Below are 17,527 nucleotides of genomic sequence, written 5' to 3'. Positions count from 1 at the left end.
AGTAGGTATTCAATCACCGACCGCGCCTCAAAATACATCAGGCTCCGGGGAGGGAGACAATCACCCGAGTCCTTACAATTACGTACTGGGGATCCACATTTCGCTGGGCTTTTTTGTTTTTCTGTTCGTAGTATGGCGGGTCTTGTTCCGGTGGTATGAAGGTTTCCCTAGTAACATCGGGCCCACCGCCATTGAGAGGTGGTCTGCCTATATTGTGCATAGGGCTATTCTGGTCCTGCTGGTGATTCAGGTGATCACGGGTCCGCTGTATCTCTGGACCGAGAACGAATGCATCGATGTGTTTGGATGGTTCTCGATCTGTATTCCTCTGGAAAGCCTGTCGATAATCCATGAGCCTACGGAATGGGTTCACGTGAATTTCGGCCTATATGTAGTTCCAATATTGCTTGTTCTGCATTTTCTCGGGGCAATTAAGCATTATTTGACAAGCGGAAAGCGGGAAGTCCCCTCGGATATGTAAGGGGGGTACACCTTTGATAGAAAATAGAAAAAGCACACCCACTTTCCTTTCAGTATCCGCATAATCGCCAGGGGCGGGTGTGCTTCCGGTGGGAGAACGGTGAGGCCTTTTACACGTGGTACGTTACACGGACACCCACTTTTCTCCTTCCCCTCCCCGCAGCCTTCCTGACTTGATCTCTATAACGCGGAACGTTATAACCGTTCCATGATCCAAGGATTCAAGGGGCGGGAAGCCGAGCGCATCTGGAACGGCGAGGTTTCGCGCAAGCTTCCGCAGGAGATCCAGAACACGGCGCGGCGTAAGCTCCGGATGCTGAACAACGCCCGTACGCTGGATGACCTGCGTGTTCCCCCTGGGAATAGGCTGGAGGCCTTGAGTGGGGATCGGGCCGGCCAGCACAGCATTCGTATCAATCAGCAGTGGCGGATCTGCTTTGCCTGGCAGGACGGCCACGCCAACGAAGTCGAGATCGTGGATTACCACTAGGGGGCCGCATATGGCCGAGCACTTGGAGAATATTCACCCGGGCGAGGTACTGCTGGAAGAGTTTTTGCTGCCCATGGGACTCAGCCAGAACGGGCTGGCCCGGGCCATCGGGGTACCCCCGCGCCGGATCAACGAGATTGTCCAGGGGAAGCGTGCGGTGACCGCGGATACGGCCTTACGCCTGGCCCGGTATTTCGGAACTTCTCCGAGCTTCTGGATGGGGCTGCAGGACGACTACGAGCTGGAAGAGGCCCAGCGGGAGCTGGGTCCCGAGCTGGATCGGATTTCCGGGGCTGCCGTATAGGTAATGGCTAAGGGGTAACGGGAACCCCTGCCAAGAGATCCCTACTTGTATGTTCGTTTCGTTCACCAGGGCAATGGCCTTGCCTAAGAAGCCCCTCGGGCACTATCGCGCCCGAATTGCATGTGAACTGGCCCCCCTCAGCGGAAGCTGTTGGAAACAGTGAGGCCAGGGTAGGGTCGAATCATGCAAATATGGTTTGATATTCCAGGCTTGCAGGAGGAGCTGCGCAAGATCGGAGTGGCCCTCCTGATCGCTTCCATTGTGGGGAGTGCCTTTGAGGACCAAATCCCTCCCCAGGCCGCCAAATGGGGAGGCTTATTGGCGGTCAGCAGCTTGGTTTTGGGGCTAATTCGGGCCGCCCCGCCCGCTGCCAAGGATGCAGCTCAGGGCCAGGGAGAGCAGGAATGACCATCTATATCGTCTTGGGAATCGCCACAGTTGCTGTTTTTGGCCTAGGGGGGGTAGCCCTTTATCAGCAATACCAGGGATCCAAGCATCGATCTCAGTGAACCTTCCCCTCTGATACCGAGGCTGCCTTCCGGGGAGGGGAGGGGGCGGTTGGGTTGTTAATTGTAGGACACCCATCTTGATTGCCCTCCGGAAGCCTCCCTGGTAAGTTCTCAGTATGTTCTTACCAGGAGGGTTTCCCGATGACCCAGCCCCGCTCCGCCCTGGTCTCCCTTTCCGATACGCCCTGGTACCACTGCGTCTCCCGCTGCGTCCGCCGCGCCTTCCTCTGCGGGGAGGATGCGGTTACCGGTATTAGCTATGAGCACCGGCGCGGCTGGATCGCCGACCGCCTCCAGCGGTTGGCCTCCGTGTTCGCTGTGGACGTGGCGGGCTATGCGGTTATGAGCAACTGCCCTACCATGTAGTGGTGCGGGTGGATTCGGAGCGGGCGGGGTCCTGGACCACGGACGAGGTGCTGGAGCGCTGGACTTCGCTGTACTCGGGCCCTTTGCTGGTACAGCGTTTCCAAGAGGAGGGGCGGGAGAATTTGGCGGAGGGCGACGTCCTGGCGGTGGATAAGCTCGCCGAAACCTACCGCGCCCGGCTGCGGGATCTGTCCTGGTTCATGCGCACCCTGAATGAGGGCATCGCCCGCCAGGCCAATGCCGAGGATGGCGTGAAGGGCCGGTTCTGGGAGGGGCGGTTCAAGAGCCAGGCGCTGCTGGACGAGGAGGCGCTTATCGCGGCGCTGGCCTACGTGGATCTGAACCCCATTCGGGCGGGTATTGCCGAGACGCCGGAGGAATCGGACCACACCTCCATCCAGCAGCGCCTGGGCCGAGAGGCGATGCGGGCGGCCGGGCTTGCTGGTGAACCCACCGAAGACCCCATTGGGGCCTTGCCCAAGGCCCCGCTCATGCCCTTCGACGCCACGGGCCGCACGGCTTGGGCCATTCCCTACGCTTTCGACGATTATCTGGAGCTGGTGGATTGGCTTGGCCGGGCGGTGCACCCGGCCAAGCGAGGACGGATTCCGGGCGACCGGCCGCGGATTCTGGATCGCCTGGGCGTGGATGCCGAGGCTCTGGCCCAGGAGGCGAACCAACTTCTGAAGGCCTTCGGCGCGGCGGTTGGGGCACCCGCCTCGCTCACCGCAGCCCGCGCCCAGCGCCAGCTTACTTACCTGCGGGGTATGCGGGCGGCGGAGCGGGTCTTCCCCTCGGCGGCATAAGCCCAAAGGGAAACGGAAAAAGGCCGCCCACTTTGCGGCCCCAATAGAGAACGGTCCTACCAGATGGTCTTTACGTAGGGGTGTTCCCGGATTTTTTGGTCCGCGGTGACCAGGGGCACGGAATGGTGTCGCGCCAGGGCGGTGATCATACGGTCGGCCGGGTCTGGGTGGAAATCCCCCGGCAGGCGCACCGACTGGATGGCCACCGCATTGTTCAGGGGCACGAAATAGACGCCCTCGATACTGGCTACGGTATCCAGCCAATCATCCACATCCATGGTCAGCACCAATCGGCCCCGCTCAACGAGCATTGCGATTTCCCAGGCCGTAATGGAGGAGATCAGTAGCTGACCACCCGGAGCGGTCCGCTCCGTCTCAATGGCCTCCCAGGCCGGATTCGACAGGTGCCCATCGCCGTTTACCCACCAAACGAGGACATGGGTGTCCAGCACGATCACCGCAGCGCGTCCCAGTCCTGATCTCCCACCGGCTCGGTGGGATCCTCATATTGGATAACACTCCCTTTCAGCACCTCCAGGGGGGAGCGCTCCTGGCTCCGGTACCGGCGAATCTCTAGGGTCGCCTTGCCGTGGTCGGTCACGATCAGGTGCTCTCCGCTGGTTTCCACCTGCCGTAGGAACTCCAGAGCGCGGGCCTTGAATTCGGACTTGGAGACTTTTTCCTGTTCCATGGGAATTCCTATGGTCATGTAACCCTGGTCATAATTTTACCAGATAGGGTAAAGGACACCCACTTTTCGTATTCGTCGCCGCATTTCTGGCTAAACCTTCAGGAACAATACGAGCTCATCATAACGGCCACGGAGCATGGAAAACGTATCGAACAGGAGGTGGAGCTGCCTAGCTGGGAAAGGGTGAACTACAAGCTAGCTAGCGAAGGGACATCCACTTCCTTCCAAGCGAGGAAGGGGGTTTCAAGAGCTGGCCCTTGCCCAGGCGACCAGCAGGGGCCGCACTTCCTCGGGTGAGAGGATTTTCTGGCTCTGGAGGCGCCGTGCCGTTTCCCCGATTAGGGGGAACAGTGGCTCTATGATCTCTTCCAGGGCGGTGCGGAAAAGTCGTTCGGTATGCCGAGCGAACTCGCCCCCGAAGTAGTCCCGGCGGGTCCGGGGGGCACTGCCGTACCAACTGCGATAGATGGCATGAATGTCGCTGCGGGCCCCCGGGCTCGATTCGATTCCGCGGAAGTCGAGGTGCTCGGCCTCCCCCCTGTAGTAGGCCAGGGCGGCGGGCCCGGATATGGAGATGCCGGCATGGGTGGGAGTACCGCGGCCCTGGCTGAGCATGCCGGTGGTCTGCTCGGTATCGAGGTCCAAGTCGACCTGGACCCGGTGGAAATCGATGCCGTAGTAGCAGGCGGCCACCGCGTGTCCTGCCTCATGGATGCAGACCTCGAAATCCAGTGGAGTATGGGTCATGGCAGAGCCTTTCGCGCGGGTTGTCCTTCTATTTGGACGCCTGCTCTCCGGGAGGGTTCTGCGATGCTAGGCTGCGGGGGAGAGCTAAGGGGCACCCACCTCGCTTATGGATTCCTGAATCAGAACAATGAGTAACACCCTCCCTATAATATTCGCAGTATATCCGCTACTTCTTTCGGGAATCACTCTTCTCTGGTTGTTCAGTATTCGTCACGGAAGTTACCCGAAATGGGCAATGCACGTTCTGGCCTGTGGAGGTAAGGGACACCCATTTTTTCTTTTTGCTTCTACCCAGACATTCGATTACTTGCCGGACAGGTACTTCGCCGCAGCGCGCAGGTATCCCGGCGAGTGATCGATGCCGGCGACTTTTTCGTCGTTGCTCGCCAGGCCGAAATACATGCCGCAGAAGTCGCGGCCGGGGTCGATGTAAATGCCCTGGCCCATGTTGCCGTGCTTGAACATGGCCCCGTCGGCGAAGGCGTGATCCGGACCCCTAGGGGATACCCACTTTGGTTGCCTTTGGGTAGGAAGGCTTCGGCGGGCTGACCTTGCTTGAGGGCGGCTTGGTATCCGTAGCCGGTGGCCGACCCATGTCCTGTCTACTCTTTTCCCCAATAACAAGATAAAGGTCCCCCCACTTTTCCTAAGGGGAAAGTGAAGTGCTACTTTTTGAAAACACCGGGGTGGCCGCCGGATGTGTATCTGCGAGGGTTTTGGGCGGGGATTCAACGACATTCCGGAGAATCACATGCCCGTTCGCGTGGGCCGCCGGGGCCCCATTGTCCACTGGCGCCTGCGTCGTAGCACCACGGAAATATGGTGTAAGGAGGCGAGAGATGGCCCAGGCTCCCGAGGAGCTCGGCGCCGAGCGCACCTCACCGGCGTTTATCTTCCCCGACCTGGACCGGTTCAATGCCTTCTCCGATGGCGTCTTTGCCATCGCCATCACGCTTCTGGTGCTGGATATTCCCGTTCCTCCCCAATCTGAACCCCTCGTCCCAGCGCTGGTGGAACAATGGCCCGACTTTCTGGGCTATTTCATGAGCTTCGCCTTCATCGGCAGCATCTGGTTGTCTCACGCCTCATTGACAAGGCTCATGAAGGTAGGGGACACGGTGGCCTATGGGGCGAATCTGGTGCTCCTTCTCTTTGTCGGCCTGCTTCCCTTTGCAACGAGCCTCATGGTCAAGCATCTGTCAGGCCCCGATACCGGCATCGCAGTAGCCCTTTATGGCATGAACGTTTTGCTGGCATCGCTTACGCTAAGCGTTCTGATTAGGTACGTCGCGCGGAATCCGTATCTGCTTTCGGAGGACGTAGCCAATGAGATGCTCAACCGGGTCTTCAGGAAGCGATGGATTTCGATCGGGGTAAACGCGGTGGGGCTCGGCGTGGCACTTATCTTCCCTTTGCTGGCGGTCGCGCTGTATCTCGCGCAAACGATCCTGCTAATCATCTTCCCACTCGTTGCACTGCGCGGTTATCGAGAATATTAAAAAGCCAAGGTAAAAGCTAAAGGACACCCACCTTGTTTGGCTGCTGGCTTCCAACCCTTTTACGACGCTTGGAGCGCCCCCAAACCCATATCGGCATTCTGTGGGGAGAGGAGACCGGGATCGCCCTGGGAGGAACTGCCCGAGTGGGCCATATTGGGGGCGGAACCTCATGTTCGGGAGGCCCTTAGAAGGGGCCATTAGCGGCGTTACAGGTGCGTACCCATGAAAAAAAGTACAGCGGTGGCCACTGTGGTTTTCCTCTTGCTGCTAGGGGGTGCCTATTACTATTTCTCAGGAGGAGGTTATGTTGTCCGTCTTACGGAACCCGAAATACAAAAAAAGCTGGACGAACAGCTACCCCTGACAAAGACTTACCTGGTAATCATTCAGGTCACCTTAAACAACCCGGAAATAGATCTCGTCGAAGGTTCCGATAGAGTCCGCGCCGGCCTGGACGTCGAGCTCAATATAGCCGGGTACCAGGGCTCGAAGCCCTTGGAGGGTACAGTTGATGTGTCCTCCGGGATTCTCTACAGAGCAGAAAAGGGCCAATTCTTTCTGTCGGATCCGGTCATTGAGAATTTGAAGGTACAAGGTATACCCGAGGAATACCTGAAAAAGGCCAAGAAGGCGCTTACCGAAGCGCTGGCCGAATACTACAAGGATCAGCCCATATATACCCTCGACCCTGACGACATGAGGCAGGCGGTTGCGCGCATGGTTCTGAAGGATGTCAGCGTAGAAAATAAGCAACTTGTGCTGACATTGGGGATCTGAGCTGCACCTTGCCCCGGCTCAGGAAAACCCACCGGGATTGTCCTCGCCAAGCCTCCTTGATAAGTTCTCAAAATGTTCTTTTCAGGAGGGCTTCCCATGACCCAGCCCCGCTCCGCTTTAGTACCCTTTTGACTACGATGCTCGGAATACCGCAAGGACCGTTGTGTAGGGACGAGACTCTGCGGGGCGGAAGCTCCGGCAGGGAAGGAAGCTGCCTTTGGTGCGGGATACGCCTGTTCAGGCATCCTCCGGCACTGCCACCGGAAAGGGGACGAACTCGATGGTGCGGCCGGTGCGCGGCGTGACGGCCATGACCCGCACGGTGTAACGGCCCTCGGAGGATCCGAACAGGTAGGGAGGGGGCGGGTCTTTGCGGCGGGCAGTGGTGAAGAACATGGTGCCCCGGTAGGAGCGGCCGGGGGCGAGGACCAGCTCCCGAAAGGCCTGTTCCTCCAGGTAGCTGCGCACTTCCTTGGCGAAGGCTCGGGTGTGGCGGCCCTGGTGGTCGAGGATGGCGTGGGTGACGGTGTTCAGGGGCACGCGGTCGGCGACGATGCCTCCGCCCTCCAGGAGGACATTCTTCGGTCCTATCCGTACCGGCCGGTCGCCGCGGTTGGTGATGATGATATTCACCGCCAGGATGTCGGCTTTCGGCAGCGGGGCGCCGAACTGGCGTTTGGCGCGCTCCGCACCGGCCAGGGCATCCACCGCCGCTACCACCTGGTGGCGCTCCTGGGCGGCGGGGTAGAGCTCCGCGGCGCGGCGCTGGGGCGGGGTGGCCTCGAAGGGGCCCGATACGCACCCGCCAAGCGCGAGCACCAACAGGATGCCGGCTAGATTCGGGTGGGGACGGGCGTCCATTGTCGGTGCTCCATGACTGGGGTTGGGGGGCCATCCCCCACCAATAACGCGCGCTGACGCGGCTGTCCCCCATTTAGGGAGTGTCCCTTAGCTAAAGCTAAAGGACACCCACTTTTCAGGAGAGCCATGGTGGATAAGGACAGGGCCTTGCGTTCGGCGGGCTTGGTGCTCGTGCTGCTACCGGCGGCGGTTTTTCAACAGGTTGCGGGTACTTTACGGGTCGTTTCCGAGGGCCACGGCCCATTCTTCACCGACTTCTGGATGACCCAGGTCCTGCTTTCCACCGGGGCGTGGGTCTACGTGGTACCCGCCGCGGCCGCGGGGCTCCTCTGGCTGAAAGAGATCCCTGGCTCTGGACGCTCCGCGACGCCTGCGGTGCTATTCGTCTATTTCTCGCTATCCAGCGCCCTCTGGGCCATCGCGGCGCTTGGTACCATCGAGCCCGTGTTCAATCCCGAAGCGGCGATATAGGGGCACTTCGGTGATAGATTTGTCCGATGCGGACTGATTCGGATAGGACGCCTGATTTGATTGCCTGGCGCTTCAGGACTGGCCGTACGGGCCGATGCAGCCGGCCAAGCTGGGCCGGAGCTGGATTGGATTCTTGGGCGCAGCAATGCCGATCTATCGGGGGGTGCCCACCATGCAGGTAGTTGCGCTCTATGGAGCGCTGCTGGCTCTGGGGTTTGTCGCCTTGAGCATCCGCACCCTCAGTTTACGCCGGCGTTTGCGGATACCGGTCGGCGATGGCGAGAACCCGCTCTTGGCCCGGGCCATCCGGGCCCACGCCAACTTTTCGGAATACGTCCCGCTGGCGCTGCTACTCCTGTACTTCGTTGAATCGGTCGGGGCCTCGGGCTGGCTGATGCACGGTTTGGGGCTGATGCTGGTGGTGGGGCGGAGCGTGCATGCGGTCGGGGTGAGCCGGGTGTCCGAGGATTATCGCTTCCGGGTGTTCGGCATGGCCCTCACATTCACGACTCTGATTGTGTGCTCGCTCTATCTGCTTTGGGGGTTTGCTGTTGAAGCCCTTTGAAAGCGGGGGAATCCGGCCTTCTTCCGCCATTGGCCTTTGCGTGGTGCATCCCATTCTCCCACCGCCATGAATGACCGCCCTCCCGCCACCACCCCCCAGCGAGCGAGCCTGCACGAATACCGGCGCCGGATCGACCGCGCCGTCCGCCATATCGCTTCCAATATAGACCGGCCGCTGACTGTCGATGAGGCGGCCGAAGCGGCGTGCTTCAGCAAGTACCACTTCCATCGGCTGTTCATGGCCGTGATGAACGAGTCGCCCGGCGAGTACATCACCCGCAAGAAGCTGGAGCGGGCCGCCATTCGGCTCGTCTACGCCAATGCTTCGGTGACGACATTGGCGGAGGATTACGGCTATTCCACGGTGGCCGCCTTTTCCAAGGCCTTTAACCACTGGTTCGGCTGCCGGCCTACGGAGCTGAAGGCCCTGGGGGAGGGGCCGGGGGCGGACAACGGCAAGCTGCAGTCCAGACACGGCAAGACCCTGCGCGCCGAAGAGCTGTTCGTGCCGGTGGCCGTGCCCGAGGATGCGCAGCGCCGCGCGGAGATCGGCAGCCGGGTGACCATTCGGCAGGTGGACGGCTTCGAGCTGTGCTACCTCACGAGCTCCGGAGGCTACGAACCGGACAGTGTCTGGGAGACGTGGCGGGCATTGCGGGGCCATGTGGGAGAGATGGCGGACCTGGATGCCTGTGCGTGGTTCGCCATCAGCCATGATCATCCGGGCCTGACCCCCGCGGCCCAATGCCGATACGACGCCTGCGTGGCGCTGCCGGCCGGGGTGGAGGCGCCGCTGCCAAAGGTAGGGGTGCCCGGCGGGTTCTTCGCCATCTATCCGGTCGAAGGGCCGGAGGCCTCCCTCCTCGGCCAGTACCTGGAGCTCTATACCCTCTGGATGCCGCAAAGCGGCTATGAGCCGGCGGACTTCCCGGTTCTGGAACGCTACCTGCCGGACTCCCGCCCGGGGTACCTCTACGCCGAGCTGTGGGCGAAGGTCCACCCCCTCCGTTTCTTTTAGCCCAACCTTCCGCGCCAGTCCCTCGGAGCCCCTTCCAGCACGTTCGCAATGCACGTCCGAATGCCGAGGGGAAGCATTTCGCAATTCCGGACCAACCTTTCAGCAATCTCGGACTAACCGTCCCTCCGCCGCCGGGGCAAGAATCATAGCGTACGGAACGATGGTTCCTCCGCTTGATTGGCAAACCCGGAAGGGAGGGGACGATGAAACGATCTGAATATGTCGGTTTGGATGCGCTGGGCATGGCCGAATTGGTGCAGAGCGGCGAGGTGACGGCGTCGGAGCTGATGGCGTGCGCCCTGTCGCTGGCAGGCGAGCAGGGCGCCCGGCTCAACGCGGTGGCCTCCGTGGCGGAAAACCCGGGCTCCCATGTGGCTGGCGGAGTGTTCGAAGGCGTCCCCTTCCTGGTGAAGGAGCTTCTGGCCTATCCCGGGTTGCGGACCAGCATGGGCTCGCGGTTGTTCGCCGACTATGTGGCGACGGAGCATACCCCCTACACGCGGCGCCTGGAGGAATCCGGTCTCGCGGTGTTCGGGAATACCACCAGCTCGGAGCTCGGCCTGCTGGGCAGCACGGAGACCCTGCTCCACGGGCCGACCATCAACCCCTGGCGTGACGGCTATTCGGCCGGTGGTTCCTCCGGCGGCAGCGCCGCGGCGGTGGCGGCGGGCATCGTGCCCTTCGCCCATGCCAGCGACGCGGGCGGCTCGATCCGGGGCCCGGCCTCGGCGTGCGGCGTATTCGGCTTCAAGCCGAGTGCCGGTCGCTGCGTTGCGCCCGGGGATGCCGGGCCGCTCGGCGGGATGCTGGCGGAGCATTGCATCAGCAGGACGGTGCGGGATAGCGCGGCCCTGCTGTCGGTTACCGAGGCCACCGGGGCCGAAGCCAGGTACCCGCCCATCGGCTTTTTCCGCGGGCCCGGGAAGAAGCGGCTGAAGATCGGTTATTACACCCGGACCCTGACCGGAGGCGAGGCGGATGCAGAGGTTGAGGAGGCATTGAACACGGTCGCGGCACTCTGCTGGGATCTGGGCCACGAGGTGGTGCCCACGCCGGGACCGGAGATCGACGGCAAGGCGGTGTCCGAAGGCTTCTTCACCGTGGCGGGCGCCGCTATGGACGGCCTCGTGGCCACCATGCAGGGGGCCCTGGGCCGGGAGATCGGAAGCGATGACCTGGAGCCCTTCACCCTGCGCCTGATCGAGTGGTACCGGACGCTCGGAAGGGATGCCATGGCCCGGGCCATAGGCCGCCTCCAGGATGCCGGCGAGCGCATGAACCGCTTCGCCGAAGCGTTCGACGTGCTGCTCTGCCCCACCCTGAGCGCACCGGCGCAGCCGCTGGGCTGGTTGTCACCGCGGCTTGAGCGGGAAGAGCTGGTGGCGCGTACCGAGGACTGGGTAGGGTATACGCCCATCCACAACGCCGGCGGCATGCCGGCCATGTCCGTGCCGCTTTCCATGAGCGGCCGGGGGCTGCCCATCGGCAGCCACTTCGCGGCGCGCCCCGGCGATGACGCCCTCCTGCTGGGGTTGGCCTATGAGCTGGAACAGGCCGCGCCCTGGGCGGGACGTCTGCCGCCTGAATAGGACGGACCCTGCGCGGAGACTCCCTGCGACCACTGTGTCGTGCGCTGCGTCCGGTTGGCCCGAGACCCGGGATTGCCTTGGCATGGACGCCGCAGCCCTGGCCAAGAGAGTGACCGGGCCTCTCGCGATCACCTGTCAAAGCGATCGAGGTTCATGACCTTGGTCCAGGCCGCGACGAAGTCCCGGACGAATCTCTTCTTGCCGTCTTTGGCGGCGTAGACTTCGGCCACCGCGCGCAGCTCGGAGTTTGAGCCGAAGATCAGGTCCACCGGCGTGGCGGTCCACTTCAGCTCGCCGCTGGCGCGGTCCCGGCCCGCATAGATGCCTGCCTGATCGGCCTTCGACCACGCCGTTTCCATGCTCAGCAGATTGACGAAGAAATCATTGGTCAAGGTGCCGGGCCGATCCGTGAGCACCCCGTGGTCGGCGCCGCCGGTGTTGGCGTCCAGGGCGCGCATGCCGCCCACCAGCGCGGTCATTTCCGGAACGGTCAGCGTCAGCAGGTCGGCCCGTTCCACCAGCATTTCGGTGGGCGAGCCGTAGGTGCCTTCGCCGTAGTAGTTGCGGAAGGCGTCGGCCTTGGTTCGAGCACGGCGAATGACTCGACGTCGGTCATTTTCTGCGTGGCGTCGGTGCGTCCGGGCGTGAACGGCACCTCCACGGCATGCCCTTAGCTAGCTAGCTAAAGGACACCCACTTTTCAGGAGAACCATGGTGGATAAGGACAGGGCCTTGCGTTCGGCGGGCTTGGTGCTCGTGCTGCTACCGGCGGCGGTTTTTCATCAGGTTGCGGGTATTCTACGGGTCGCGGCCGAGGGCTACGGCCCATTCTTCACCGACTTCTGGATGACCCAGACGCTGCTTACCATCGGGGCGTGGGTCTACGCGGTACCCGCCGCGGCCGCGGGACTCCTCTGGTTCAAAGAAATGCCCGGCTCCGGACGCTCTGCGACGCCTGTGGTGCTATTCGTCTATTTCTTGCTATCCAGCGGTCTCTGGGCTATCGCGGCTCTCGGTACCATTGAGCCCGTTTTCAATCCCGAAGCGGCGATATAGGGGCGCTTCAATGACAAGCTTGTCCGGCGCGAGCCGAAGGAAGGATCTATAGGACACCCACCTTGAACGCCCTCGGGTAACCTACCTGGTTAATTTTCACGATTGCCCCCCGTTTCGGTTAACCGGTAACGCCCTTCTTTGTGATGGGTAGAAGATACTTCGGTAAGGAACATGCAAAAAAAGGCCCGCCCAATCGGAAGGGCGGGCCCAAGGGCCTATTGGGGAAAGCAGGGCCTCAATCCCCCTGATAAACGATCTTATAGTCCGGCCGCGTGGACTCCGGGTTGAAGGGATGGCCATGGACGGCCACTTCTCTCCGGAAGGGCAAGGGCCACTGTGCGTTGGGCTGCTCGATCTCCCGGGCCAAGCGTTGCCCATCGAAGGTGGCGTCGGCGAGCATCTTGGGGGCCAGGGCATCGCCAATCAGGTACACGTCCTTGATCCCGTTGCTCTCCCATTCGCTCTTTCGGGCCTTGAGCCGCCGATAGAGGTCGTTATGGGAGTGCTTGCCGGTGACCAGAACCAGCGAGTCGAACTCGTGCCACTGATGGGACTGGTTGGGTGCCCGGGGGCTCTGACCGGGACCCTTGTACTCGCGTTTGGAGCCCTCGCCGTAGAGGTTGTAGTACTCTAGCCGACCTTCCTCGACCCGGGAGCACCAGGATTCCGGAATGACCTCGACCTCCAGCTCGTGGAGGCGGCGGAGCTGGTTGGGAAGCTCCAGGGTGAACTCCATGTAGGTGCCCATTCCGACGCCATCCAGGACCGTGACCTCATGCCCCCGGGAGGCGAGTAGTTCGGCCAGGCTGGGGGTCATGTAATACGTATCGGCATTGAGGATGGTGACCCGCTTGCCGATGGATTTGTTTCCCGCGAAGACCTGCTCGGGGGTCAGGATGTGCGGCAGGGAGGCATCCGCTCCGGGAATGGGCTCATGGGTAAGGGCGTTGGTGCCGTCGGTGTTCCAGCTGGAGCCGGTGGCAACAACGATCTTGTCGGCGCCGTAGTTCAGGGCCGAGTCCGCATCCAAGGGGTTGGCCCCCAGAGCCAGCTGCGAGTCCTTTTGCTTCTTTACCAGCTTCTGTAGCTGGGTCTCCCGATAATCCCGATGGTAGCTCCATTCGGCAAGACCGGGGAGGTTTTCGGTGATGGCGTTCAGATGCCCACCGATTTTCTCGTCTTGGTCGTAGAGGTGGACCACATAGCCCCGCTCCATGAGGACCCGGGCGCATTCGGACCCGGCGGGGCCGGCCCCCACAACCAGAATGGCATCATCCGACTCCGCCTCCGGGACCCTTTCGGGGTGCCAACCGCGGCGGAATTCCTCTCCGGCGGTGGCATTCTGGCTGCAAACCATGGGCGGACCGCCGATCTCCCAGCGGGACAGGCAGACGTTGTTGCCGATGCAGGTGCGGATGTCCTCGTAGCGCCCTTCCTCGATCTTCTTGGGGAGGAAAGGATCGGCAATGGAGGGGCGGGCCGCACCGATGATGTCCAACTGGCCGTTTCGAATCACCTCGGCCATCTTCGTGGCGTCCGTGAAGCGGCCGACACCCAGGACCGGCTTGCCGGTGACCTGTTTAATGTATTTCTGCCAGGGAAGCTGGTGCCCCTGCCGGTAGAAGCGCGACGGTCCGGCGTCCTCGCCCCATTCCGCCAGATCGCCGATGTTGACGTCCCAGAGGTCCACAAAGGGATCCACCAGCTCGACGAACTTCATGCCGTCGCGTTCCACCTCGATGCCTTCTTCTCCATAAAGGGAGTCGACGGCGAAACGCGTGGCGATCGTGCATTCCCCGCCTACGGCCTCCCGGACCTTCTCAAGGGTCTCGTACCAGAATCGTGCCCGGTTCTCGAAGGAACCGCCGTAGGCGTCGGTACGCTTATTGTAATAGGGGGACAGGAACTGCAGCGGCATATAGGAATGCGCGCCGTAGACGTAGACGATGTCGAAGCCGGCATCCCGGGCGCGCTTGGCGGCCTCCACGTACCAGCTCTGGAGGAGCTGGATCTCGTCCTCGTCGGCTTCCTTGCAGTAGGTGCCGATCTCGAACTCGGAGTTGTAGTGGCTGGGACCGAGCGGGGTTTGCCGGCCCTCCATCTGGGGCGCATGCGGTCCGCCGTACCAAAGCTCAACGCCCGCTAGGGAGCCGTATTTGTGGACCTCATCGGTCATGGCGCGGAGGTTGTGCACATCCCCTTCATCCCATAGCCGGGCCGAGATGCGCATGACGTCATCCGAAGAAGGATGGATCGAGCAGTATTCGGTGTTGAGGCCGGCCCAGCCACCTTCGGCCTTTACGCTTCTGTGGGCCGCTTGGAAGCCCGGCTGGCTGCTGCCGGCGCCAATGCAGTGGGGGGTTTGATAGAACCGGTTCTTGAGGGTCTTGGGACCGACCGGAACCTCTTCGAACAAAATGTCGTGCTGAGGATCGCGAGCCATGGCGGACCTCCTTACCAGGCTTCCCCGTTATTTCCTACCTTCGCAGATCAGGGTTATGGGGGAGTTGGTGTGGGTACCTATGGGCGATGGATTGCAGTCGGTTGGCCTCCTTGCCTGCAGGCAATTGGCAGTTTTCAGGGTCTATGTAACTAACGGATCAGGCAAAAAATCCCTGTCAATCGCCTAAGGGTTCGCTGCTCAGTGAAAAAGGACATCCATTCCGAGGTCCGGTCGTCCACCCCGATGGACAGGGCGGGCGATGGACTCAGCAGAATGAAAGGACACCCTGCTTAGCTAAAAGGTACCCGTTCTTCACGTCCGCCGCCTCAGGGGGGTTAAGCGGAGTCAGCTGAGTTCTGGATGGTCCGGAAATCGGGGGGCAGGTGACGGGTTGGAAGGACACTTGAAAGGCCCCGCCGCAGCGAGGCCTTTTCCGGGGCGAGGGCCTTTAAGCGCTACTTGGTGGTCTTGTTGCGCCGGGAAAAGCTGAGGCCTGCCAGGCCCGCGCCCATGAGGGCCAGCGTGGCCGGTGCGGGAACCGGCACCCCGTCCGTTTCTCCGAAGGTCAGGGCATGCAGGTAGGAGATGTCCGTATCCATATCGGAGAAATCGTCGGCGCCCAAGTCGGTGACCCGGATCATGGAATCCATGATTTGCCCGGATGAGTCTCCTTCGGGCGCCCAGAGGAGGCCGGTGTCCGGATCGAAATCCGCGCCGCCGCTGCCCGGGTCAAAACTCAGGCTCTCTTGTAATACGGCAGCCCCCGTGGTCTGGTCGATTTCATAGAGCTCCTCGTTCTGGACCAGCGTCAGGTTGTCCGAATTATCGAATGCCATAACCTGGCCACCAGTGTTGATATCGGAGTTACCCACCGTGGTCGCCTCCCCGGTGGTCTTGTTGATGCGCACCGGGTCATCCTCATTGGGGTCATGCCAGCCCCAGAGCTCACCTGTGGAGTTAAAGGTCAGGCCCAGGATGCTATCAAATTCTCCGTTGAAGCTTCCCACCTCCGTTGCCGCTCCGGTTGCCGGATCGATCTCCAGCAGGCCATTGAACTCCCCGCTCCAGGAGGTCGTGGATCCATACATTGTGCCGGTAGTGGGATCCATCGCGATGGAGTTCACTGCATAGCCCAGATTGCCCACTAGGTCACCATCCCCGGTTGACGGATCAACGGAGTACAGACTGCTTGGTCCGGGGTTTGAGGCGGTATAACCGTTCAGGCTCACCCCGAATAGATCGGCCTGGGCGGGGGAGGAGCAAATACCTACGGATCCAACAAGAAGTCCGGCGAGTGTCAGGTGTTTCTTAATGGAAGGATTCATAATGAATTACCTCCGCTGGTTGGTTAATGGTGCTCCAACCATGACTCAGCAAGCCTTGTGCCAAATATGCTCCCCGGAATTTGTACAGTTTTGAAAAAATGACAAACTGTTCGCTTGATTGTTCGGTGTAAATTATCTAAATAACAAGAAATACATTACATAATTTTTTATTGCCTTTTAAAAAAAGGGTGAAAATAAAAAGTAAATCTATTTTTTGTATAATAATTCCAGCCGCTGTGCCGCTGACCGATACCGGCATCTCGCCTACGTATGGGCCATGGCTACGGAAGGCTCTGCGGTGGGGATGCCTCGCCCATCACTGGGCGTGGTCGCCGACGAGAGCCCGACTTTTACCGGATGGGCAGGGCCCTCGCCCTGCCCACCAATCGCTTGCTAATTGATCGGGCCCTCTACGGCCGGGCCTCCAGCACCATGTTCGTCTCCGTTTCCGCGGCCCGGCGGACCCGGGTGAATCCGGCCTGGTGCAGCACCTCGCTCAGACGCTTCTCCCCCGCCTGGGCGCCAAGCGCGAGCCCGACGTCCTGCGCCCGCGACGCCGGGGTGCAGATAAGAGTGGAGGCGGAGTAGTAGATCTGCCCCAGCAGGTGGGTGTTGTCCGCCAGGCGATCGCCCGCCAGCGGCTCCACCAGCAGGAAGGTCCCGTCCGGGGCGAGGCAGTCCCGGATATGGGTCGCCGCGCCCACGGGATCGCCCAGGTCGTGCAGGGCATCGAACATGCAGACCAGGTCGTAGTCCCGTTCCGTGATCCGCTTCACTTCGGCGGTTTCGAAGCGGGTGTTGTCTGCAACCCCGCCATCGGACGCCTTCTCCAGGGCGGCCTCGATGGAGGGGCCGTGGAAGTCGTACCCGTGGACCACCGAGGCCGGAAAAGCCTGGGCCAGAAGCACCGTGGACGATCCGTGGCCGCAGCCCACGTCGGCGACCCGGGCGCCCCGCTCCAGCTTCTCCACCACGCCGTCGAGCGCCGGCAGCCAGGAGGAGACCAGGTTGGCCACGTAGCCGGGCCGGAAGAAGCGGTCCGTGCCGGTGAAGCAGCAGCCGTGGTGCTGGCTCCATGGACGCCCGGCCCCGGTACGGAGCACGTCGACGGCTTCCTCGTGGGTGGTGAACTGGGCGACCACTTGCTGGAAAAGGCCCTGCAGGCAGGCCGGGTGGCCCTCCTGCGCCAGCACGGTGGCCTGCTCGGGCGTGAGGGAGAAGCGCTCCTCGGCCGGGTGGTAGGTGACGTATCCACCCGCGGCCTGGGCGCTCAGCCATTCCCGCAGGTAGCGTTCGTCCACGCCGGCGGCCTCGGCGAGCTCGTCGCTGGTGGCCGGTCCGTGGTCGCGTAGCGTGCGGTAGACGCTGGTCTGGTCGCCGATGTAGGAGAGCAGCACGGCGAATGCGCCGCCGATGTCGCCCAGTACCTTGCCCGTGAATTCCTCCAGCTTTTCCGCGTGCGGCCGGGGGAGCTCTGTCGTATCGTTCATTGATAGGCCCTCGTCTTCGTAGTGGGGATGCCGTGGACGGG

The 17,527-nt window shown here is 61.7% G+C and carries 18 protein-coding genes and 2 pseudogenes; 11 read left to right on the top strand and 9 right to left on the bottom strand.

Features of this window, described 5'->3' with window-relative positions; all coding sequences use genetic code 11:
- The 4 genes and pseudogenes from ACERLL_RS16770 to ACERLL_RS16755 form a co-directional block, all read left to right on the top strand.
- Positions 1-481, top strand: a 481-nt coding sequence (locus ACERLL_RS16770) for a cytochrome b (RefSeq protein ID WP_373657252.1), incomplete at its 5' end; no start/stop codon positions are given.
- A gap of 207 nt (positions 482-688) precedes the next feature.
- Entirely contained in the window at positions 689-970 is a 282-nt protein-coding gene (locus ACERLL_RS16765) for a type II toxin-antitoxin system RelE/ParE family toxin (protein WP_373657251.1), read from the top strand.
- A 10-nt stretch (positions 971-980) separates the two neighbouring features.
- The gene (locus ACERLL_RS16760) at positions 981-1,274 is read left to right on the top strand and encodes a HigA family addiction module antitoxin (protein ID WP_373657250.1); all 294 of its coding nucleotides are present in this window, start codon (positions 981-983) and stop codon (positions 1,272-1,274) included.
- A 650-nt stretch (positions 1,275-1,924) separates the two neighbouring features.
- A pseudogene (locus ACERLL_RS16755) lies at positions 1,925-2,955 on the top strand (transposase).
- Positions 2,956-3,011: 56 nt separating this feature from the next.
- Here the strand turns inward: ACERLL_RS16755 and ACERLL_RS16750 are convergent.
- From ACERLL_RS16750 to ACERLL_RS16735, 4 genes are all read right to left on the bottom strand, one after another.
- Entirely contained in the window at positions 3,012-3,413 is a 402-nt protein-coding gene (locus ACERLL_RS16750; RefSeq protein WP_373657249.1) for a type II toxin-antitoxin system VapC family toxin, read from the bottom strand.
- Positions 3,410-3,646, bottom strand: coding sequence for a type II toxin-antitoxin system Phd/YefM family antitoxin (locus ACERLL_RS16745; RefSeq protein WP_373657248.1), 237 nt, complete (start codon positions 3,644-3,646; stop codon positions 3,410-3,412). The genes ACERLL_RS16750 and ACERLL_RS16745 overlap by 4 nt, the downstream gene beginning before the upstream one ends.
- 243 nt (positions 3,647-3,889) lie before the next feature.
- Complete coding sequence (locus tag ACERLL_RS16740) at positions 3,890-4,393, bottom strand: hypothetical protein (RefSeq protein ID WP_373657247.1); 504 nt, start codon at positions 4,391-4,393, stop codon at positions 3,890-3,892.
- A 303-nt stretch (positions 4,394-4,696) separates the two neighbouring features.
- Entirely contained in the window at positions 4,697-4,858 is a 162-nt protein-coding gene (locus ACERLL_RS16735; RefSeq protein WP_373657246.1) for a hypothetical protein, read from the bottom strand.
- A 374-nt stretch (positions 4,859-5,232) separates the two neighbouring features.
- Here ACERLL_RS16735 and ACERLL_RS16730 point away from each other — a divergent pair, with 374 nt between their 5' ends.
- Positions 5,233-5,892, top strand: coding sequence for a TMEM175 family protein (locus tag ACERLL_RS16730; protein ID WP_373657245.1), 660 nt, complete (start codon positions 5,233-5,235; stop codon positions 5,890-5,892).
- A 222-nt stretch (positions 5,893-6,114) separates the two neighbouring features.
- Positions 6,115-6,669: a DUF1439 domain-containing protein gene (locus ACERLL_RS16725; protein ID WP_373657244.1), complete on the top strand. Its 555-nt coding sequence runs from the start codon at positions 6,115-6,117 to the stop codon at positions 6,667-6,669.
- Between the two features lie 237 nt (positions 6,670-6,906).
- On the opposite strand, the gene ACERLL_RS16720 is transcribed toward ACERLL_RS16725, so the two are convergent.
- Positions 6,907-7,530, bottom strand: a complete 624-nt coding sequence (locus tag ACERLL_RS16720; RefSeq protein WP_373657243.1) for a hypothetical protein — start codon at positions 7,528-7,530, stop codon at positions 6,907-6,909.
- Between the two features lie 129 nt (positions 7,531-7,659).
- Between ACERLL_RS16720 and ACERLL_RS16715 the strand changes: the two genes are divergently transcribed.
- The 4 genes from ACERLL_RS16715 (at position 7,660) to ACERLL_RS16700 (ending at position 11,172) form a co-directional block, all read left to right on the top strand.
- Complete coding sequence (locus tag ACERLL_RS16715) at positions 7,660-8,001, top strand: hypothetical protein (RefSeq protein ID WP_373657242.1); 342 nt, start codon at positions 7,660-7,662, stop codon at positions 7,999-8,001.
- Between the two features lie 172 nt (positions 8,002-8,173).
- Positions 8,174-8,566 carry an MAPEG family protein gene (locus ACERLL_RS16710; protein WP_373657241.1) on the top strand — a complete coding sequence of 131 codons (393 nt, stop codon included), beginning with the start codon at positions 8,174-8,176 and terminating at the stop codon, positions 8,564-8,566.
- A gap of 66 nt (positions 8,567-8,632) precedes the next feature.
- Positions 8,633-9,583: an AraC family transcriptional regulator gene (locus tag ACERLL_RS16705; protein WP_373657240.1), complete on the top strand. Its 951-nt coding sequence runs from the start codon at positions 8,633-8,635 to the stop codon at positions 9,581-9,583.
- Between the two features lie 203 nt (positions 9,584-9,786).
- Entirely contained in the window at positions 9,787-11,172 is a 1,386-nt protein-coding gene (locus ACERLL_RS16700; protein ID WP_373657239.1) for an amidase family protein, read from the top strand.
- Positions 11,173-11,300: 128 nt separating this feature from the next.
- Here the strand turns inward: ACERLL_RS16700 and ACERLL_RS16695 are convergent.
- Positions 11,301-11,842: pseudogene (locus ACERLL_RS16695) on the bottom strand (peroxidase family protein); the annotation flags it as partial.
- A gap of 41 nt (positions 11,843-11,883) precedes the next feature.
- Between ACERLL_RS16695 and ACERLL_RS16690 the strand changes: the two are divergent.
- On the top strand, positions 11,884-12,228 hold the full coding sequence (locus ACERLL_RS16690) for a hypothetical protein (RefSeq protein ID WP_373657238.1): 345 nt from the start codon (positions 11,884-11,886) through the stop codon (positions 12,226-12,228).
- A 235-nt stretch (positions 12,229-12,463) separates the two neighbouring features.
- Here the strand turns inward: ACERLL_RS16690 and ACERLL_RS16685 are convergent, their stop codons facing one another.
- The 3 genes from ACERLL_RS16685 to ACERLL_RS16675 form a co-directional block, all read right to left on the bottom strand.
- A complete protein-coding gene (locus tag ACERLL_RS16685; protein ID WP_373657237.1) occupies positions 12,464-14,671 on the bottom strand; it encodes an oxidoreductase in 2,208 nt (735 codons plus the stop codon).
- Between the two features lie 455 nt (positions 14,672-15,126).
- Positions 15,127-15,816 (bottom strand): PEP-CTERM sorting domain-containing protein, encoded by a 690-nt coding sequence (locus ACERLL_RS16680; RefSeq protein ID WP_373657236.1) that lies wholly within the window; start codon positions 15,814-15,816, stop codon positions 15,127-15,129.
- A gap of 590 nt (positions 15,817-16,406) precedes the next feature.
- Positions 16,407-17,486, bottom strand: a complete 1,080-nt coding sequence (locus ACERLL_RS16675; protein ID WP_373657235.1) for a class I SAM-dependent methyltransferase — start codon at positions 17,484-17,486, stop codon at positions 16,407-16,409.
- Positions 17,487-17,527: the final 41 nt, after the last annotated feature.

The organism is Thiohalorhabdus sp. Cl-TMA, assembly GCF_041821045.1.
GTDB classification, from domain to species: domain Bacteria; phylum Pseudomonadota; class Gammaproteobacteria; order Thiohalorhabdales; family Thiohalorhabdaceae; genus Thiohalorhabdus; species Thiohalorhabdus methylotropha.
This window is presented reverse-complemented; position numbering and strand designations above follow the sequence as displayed.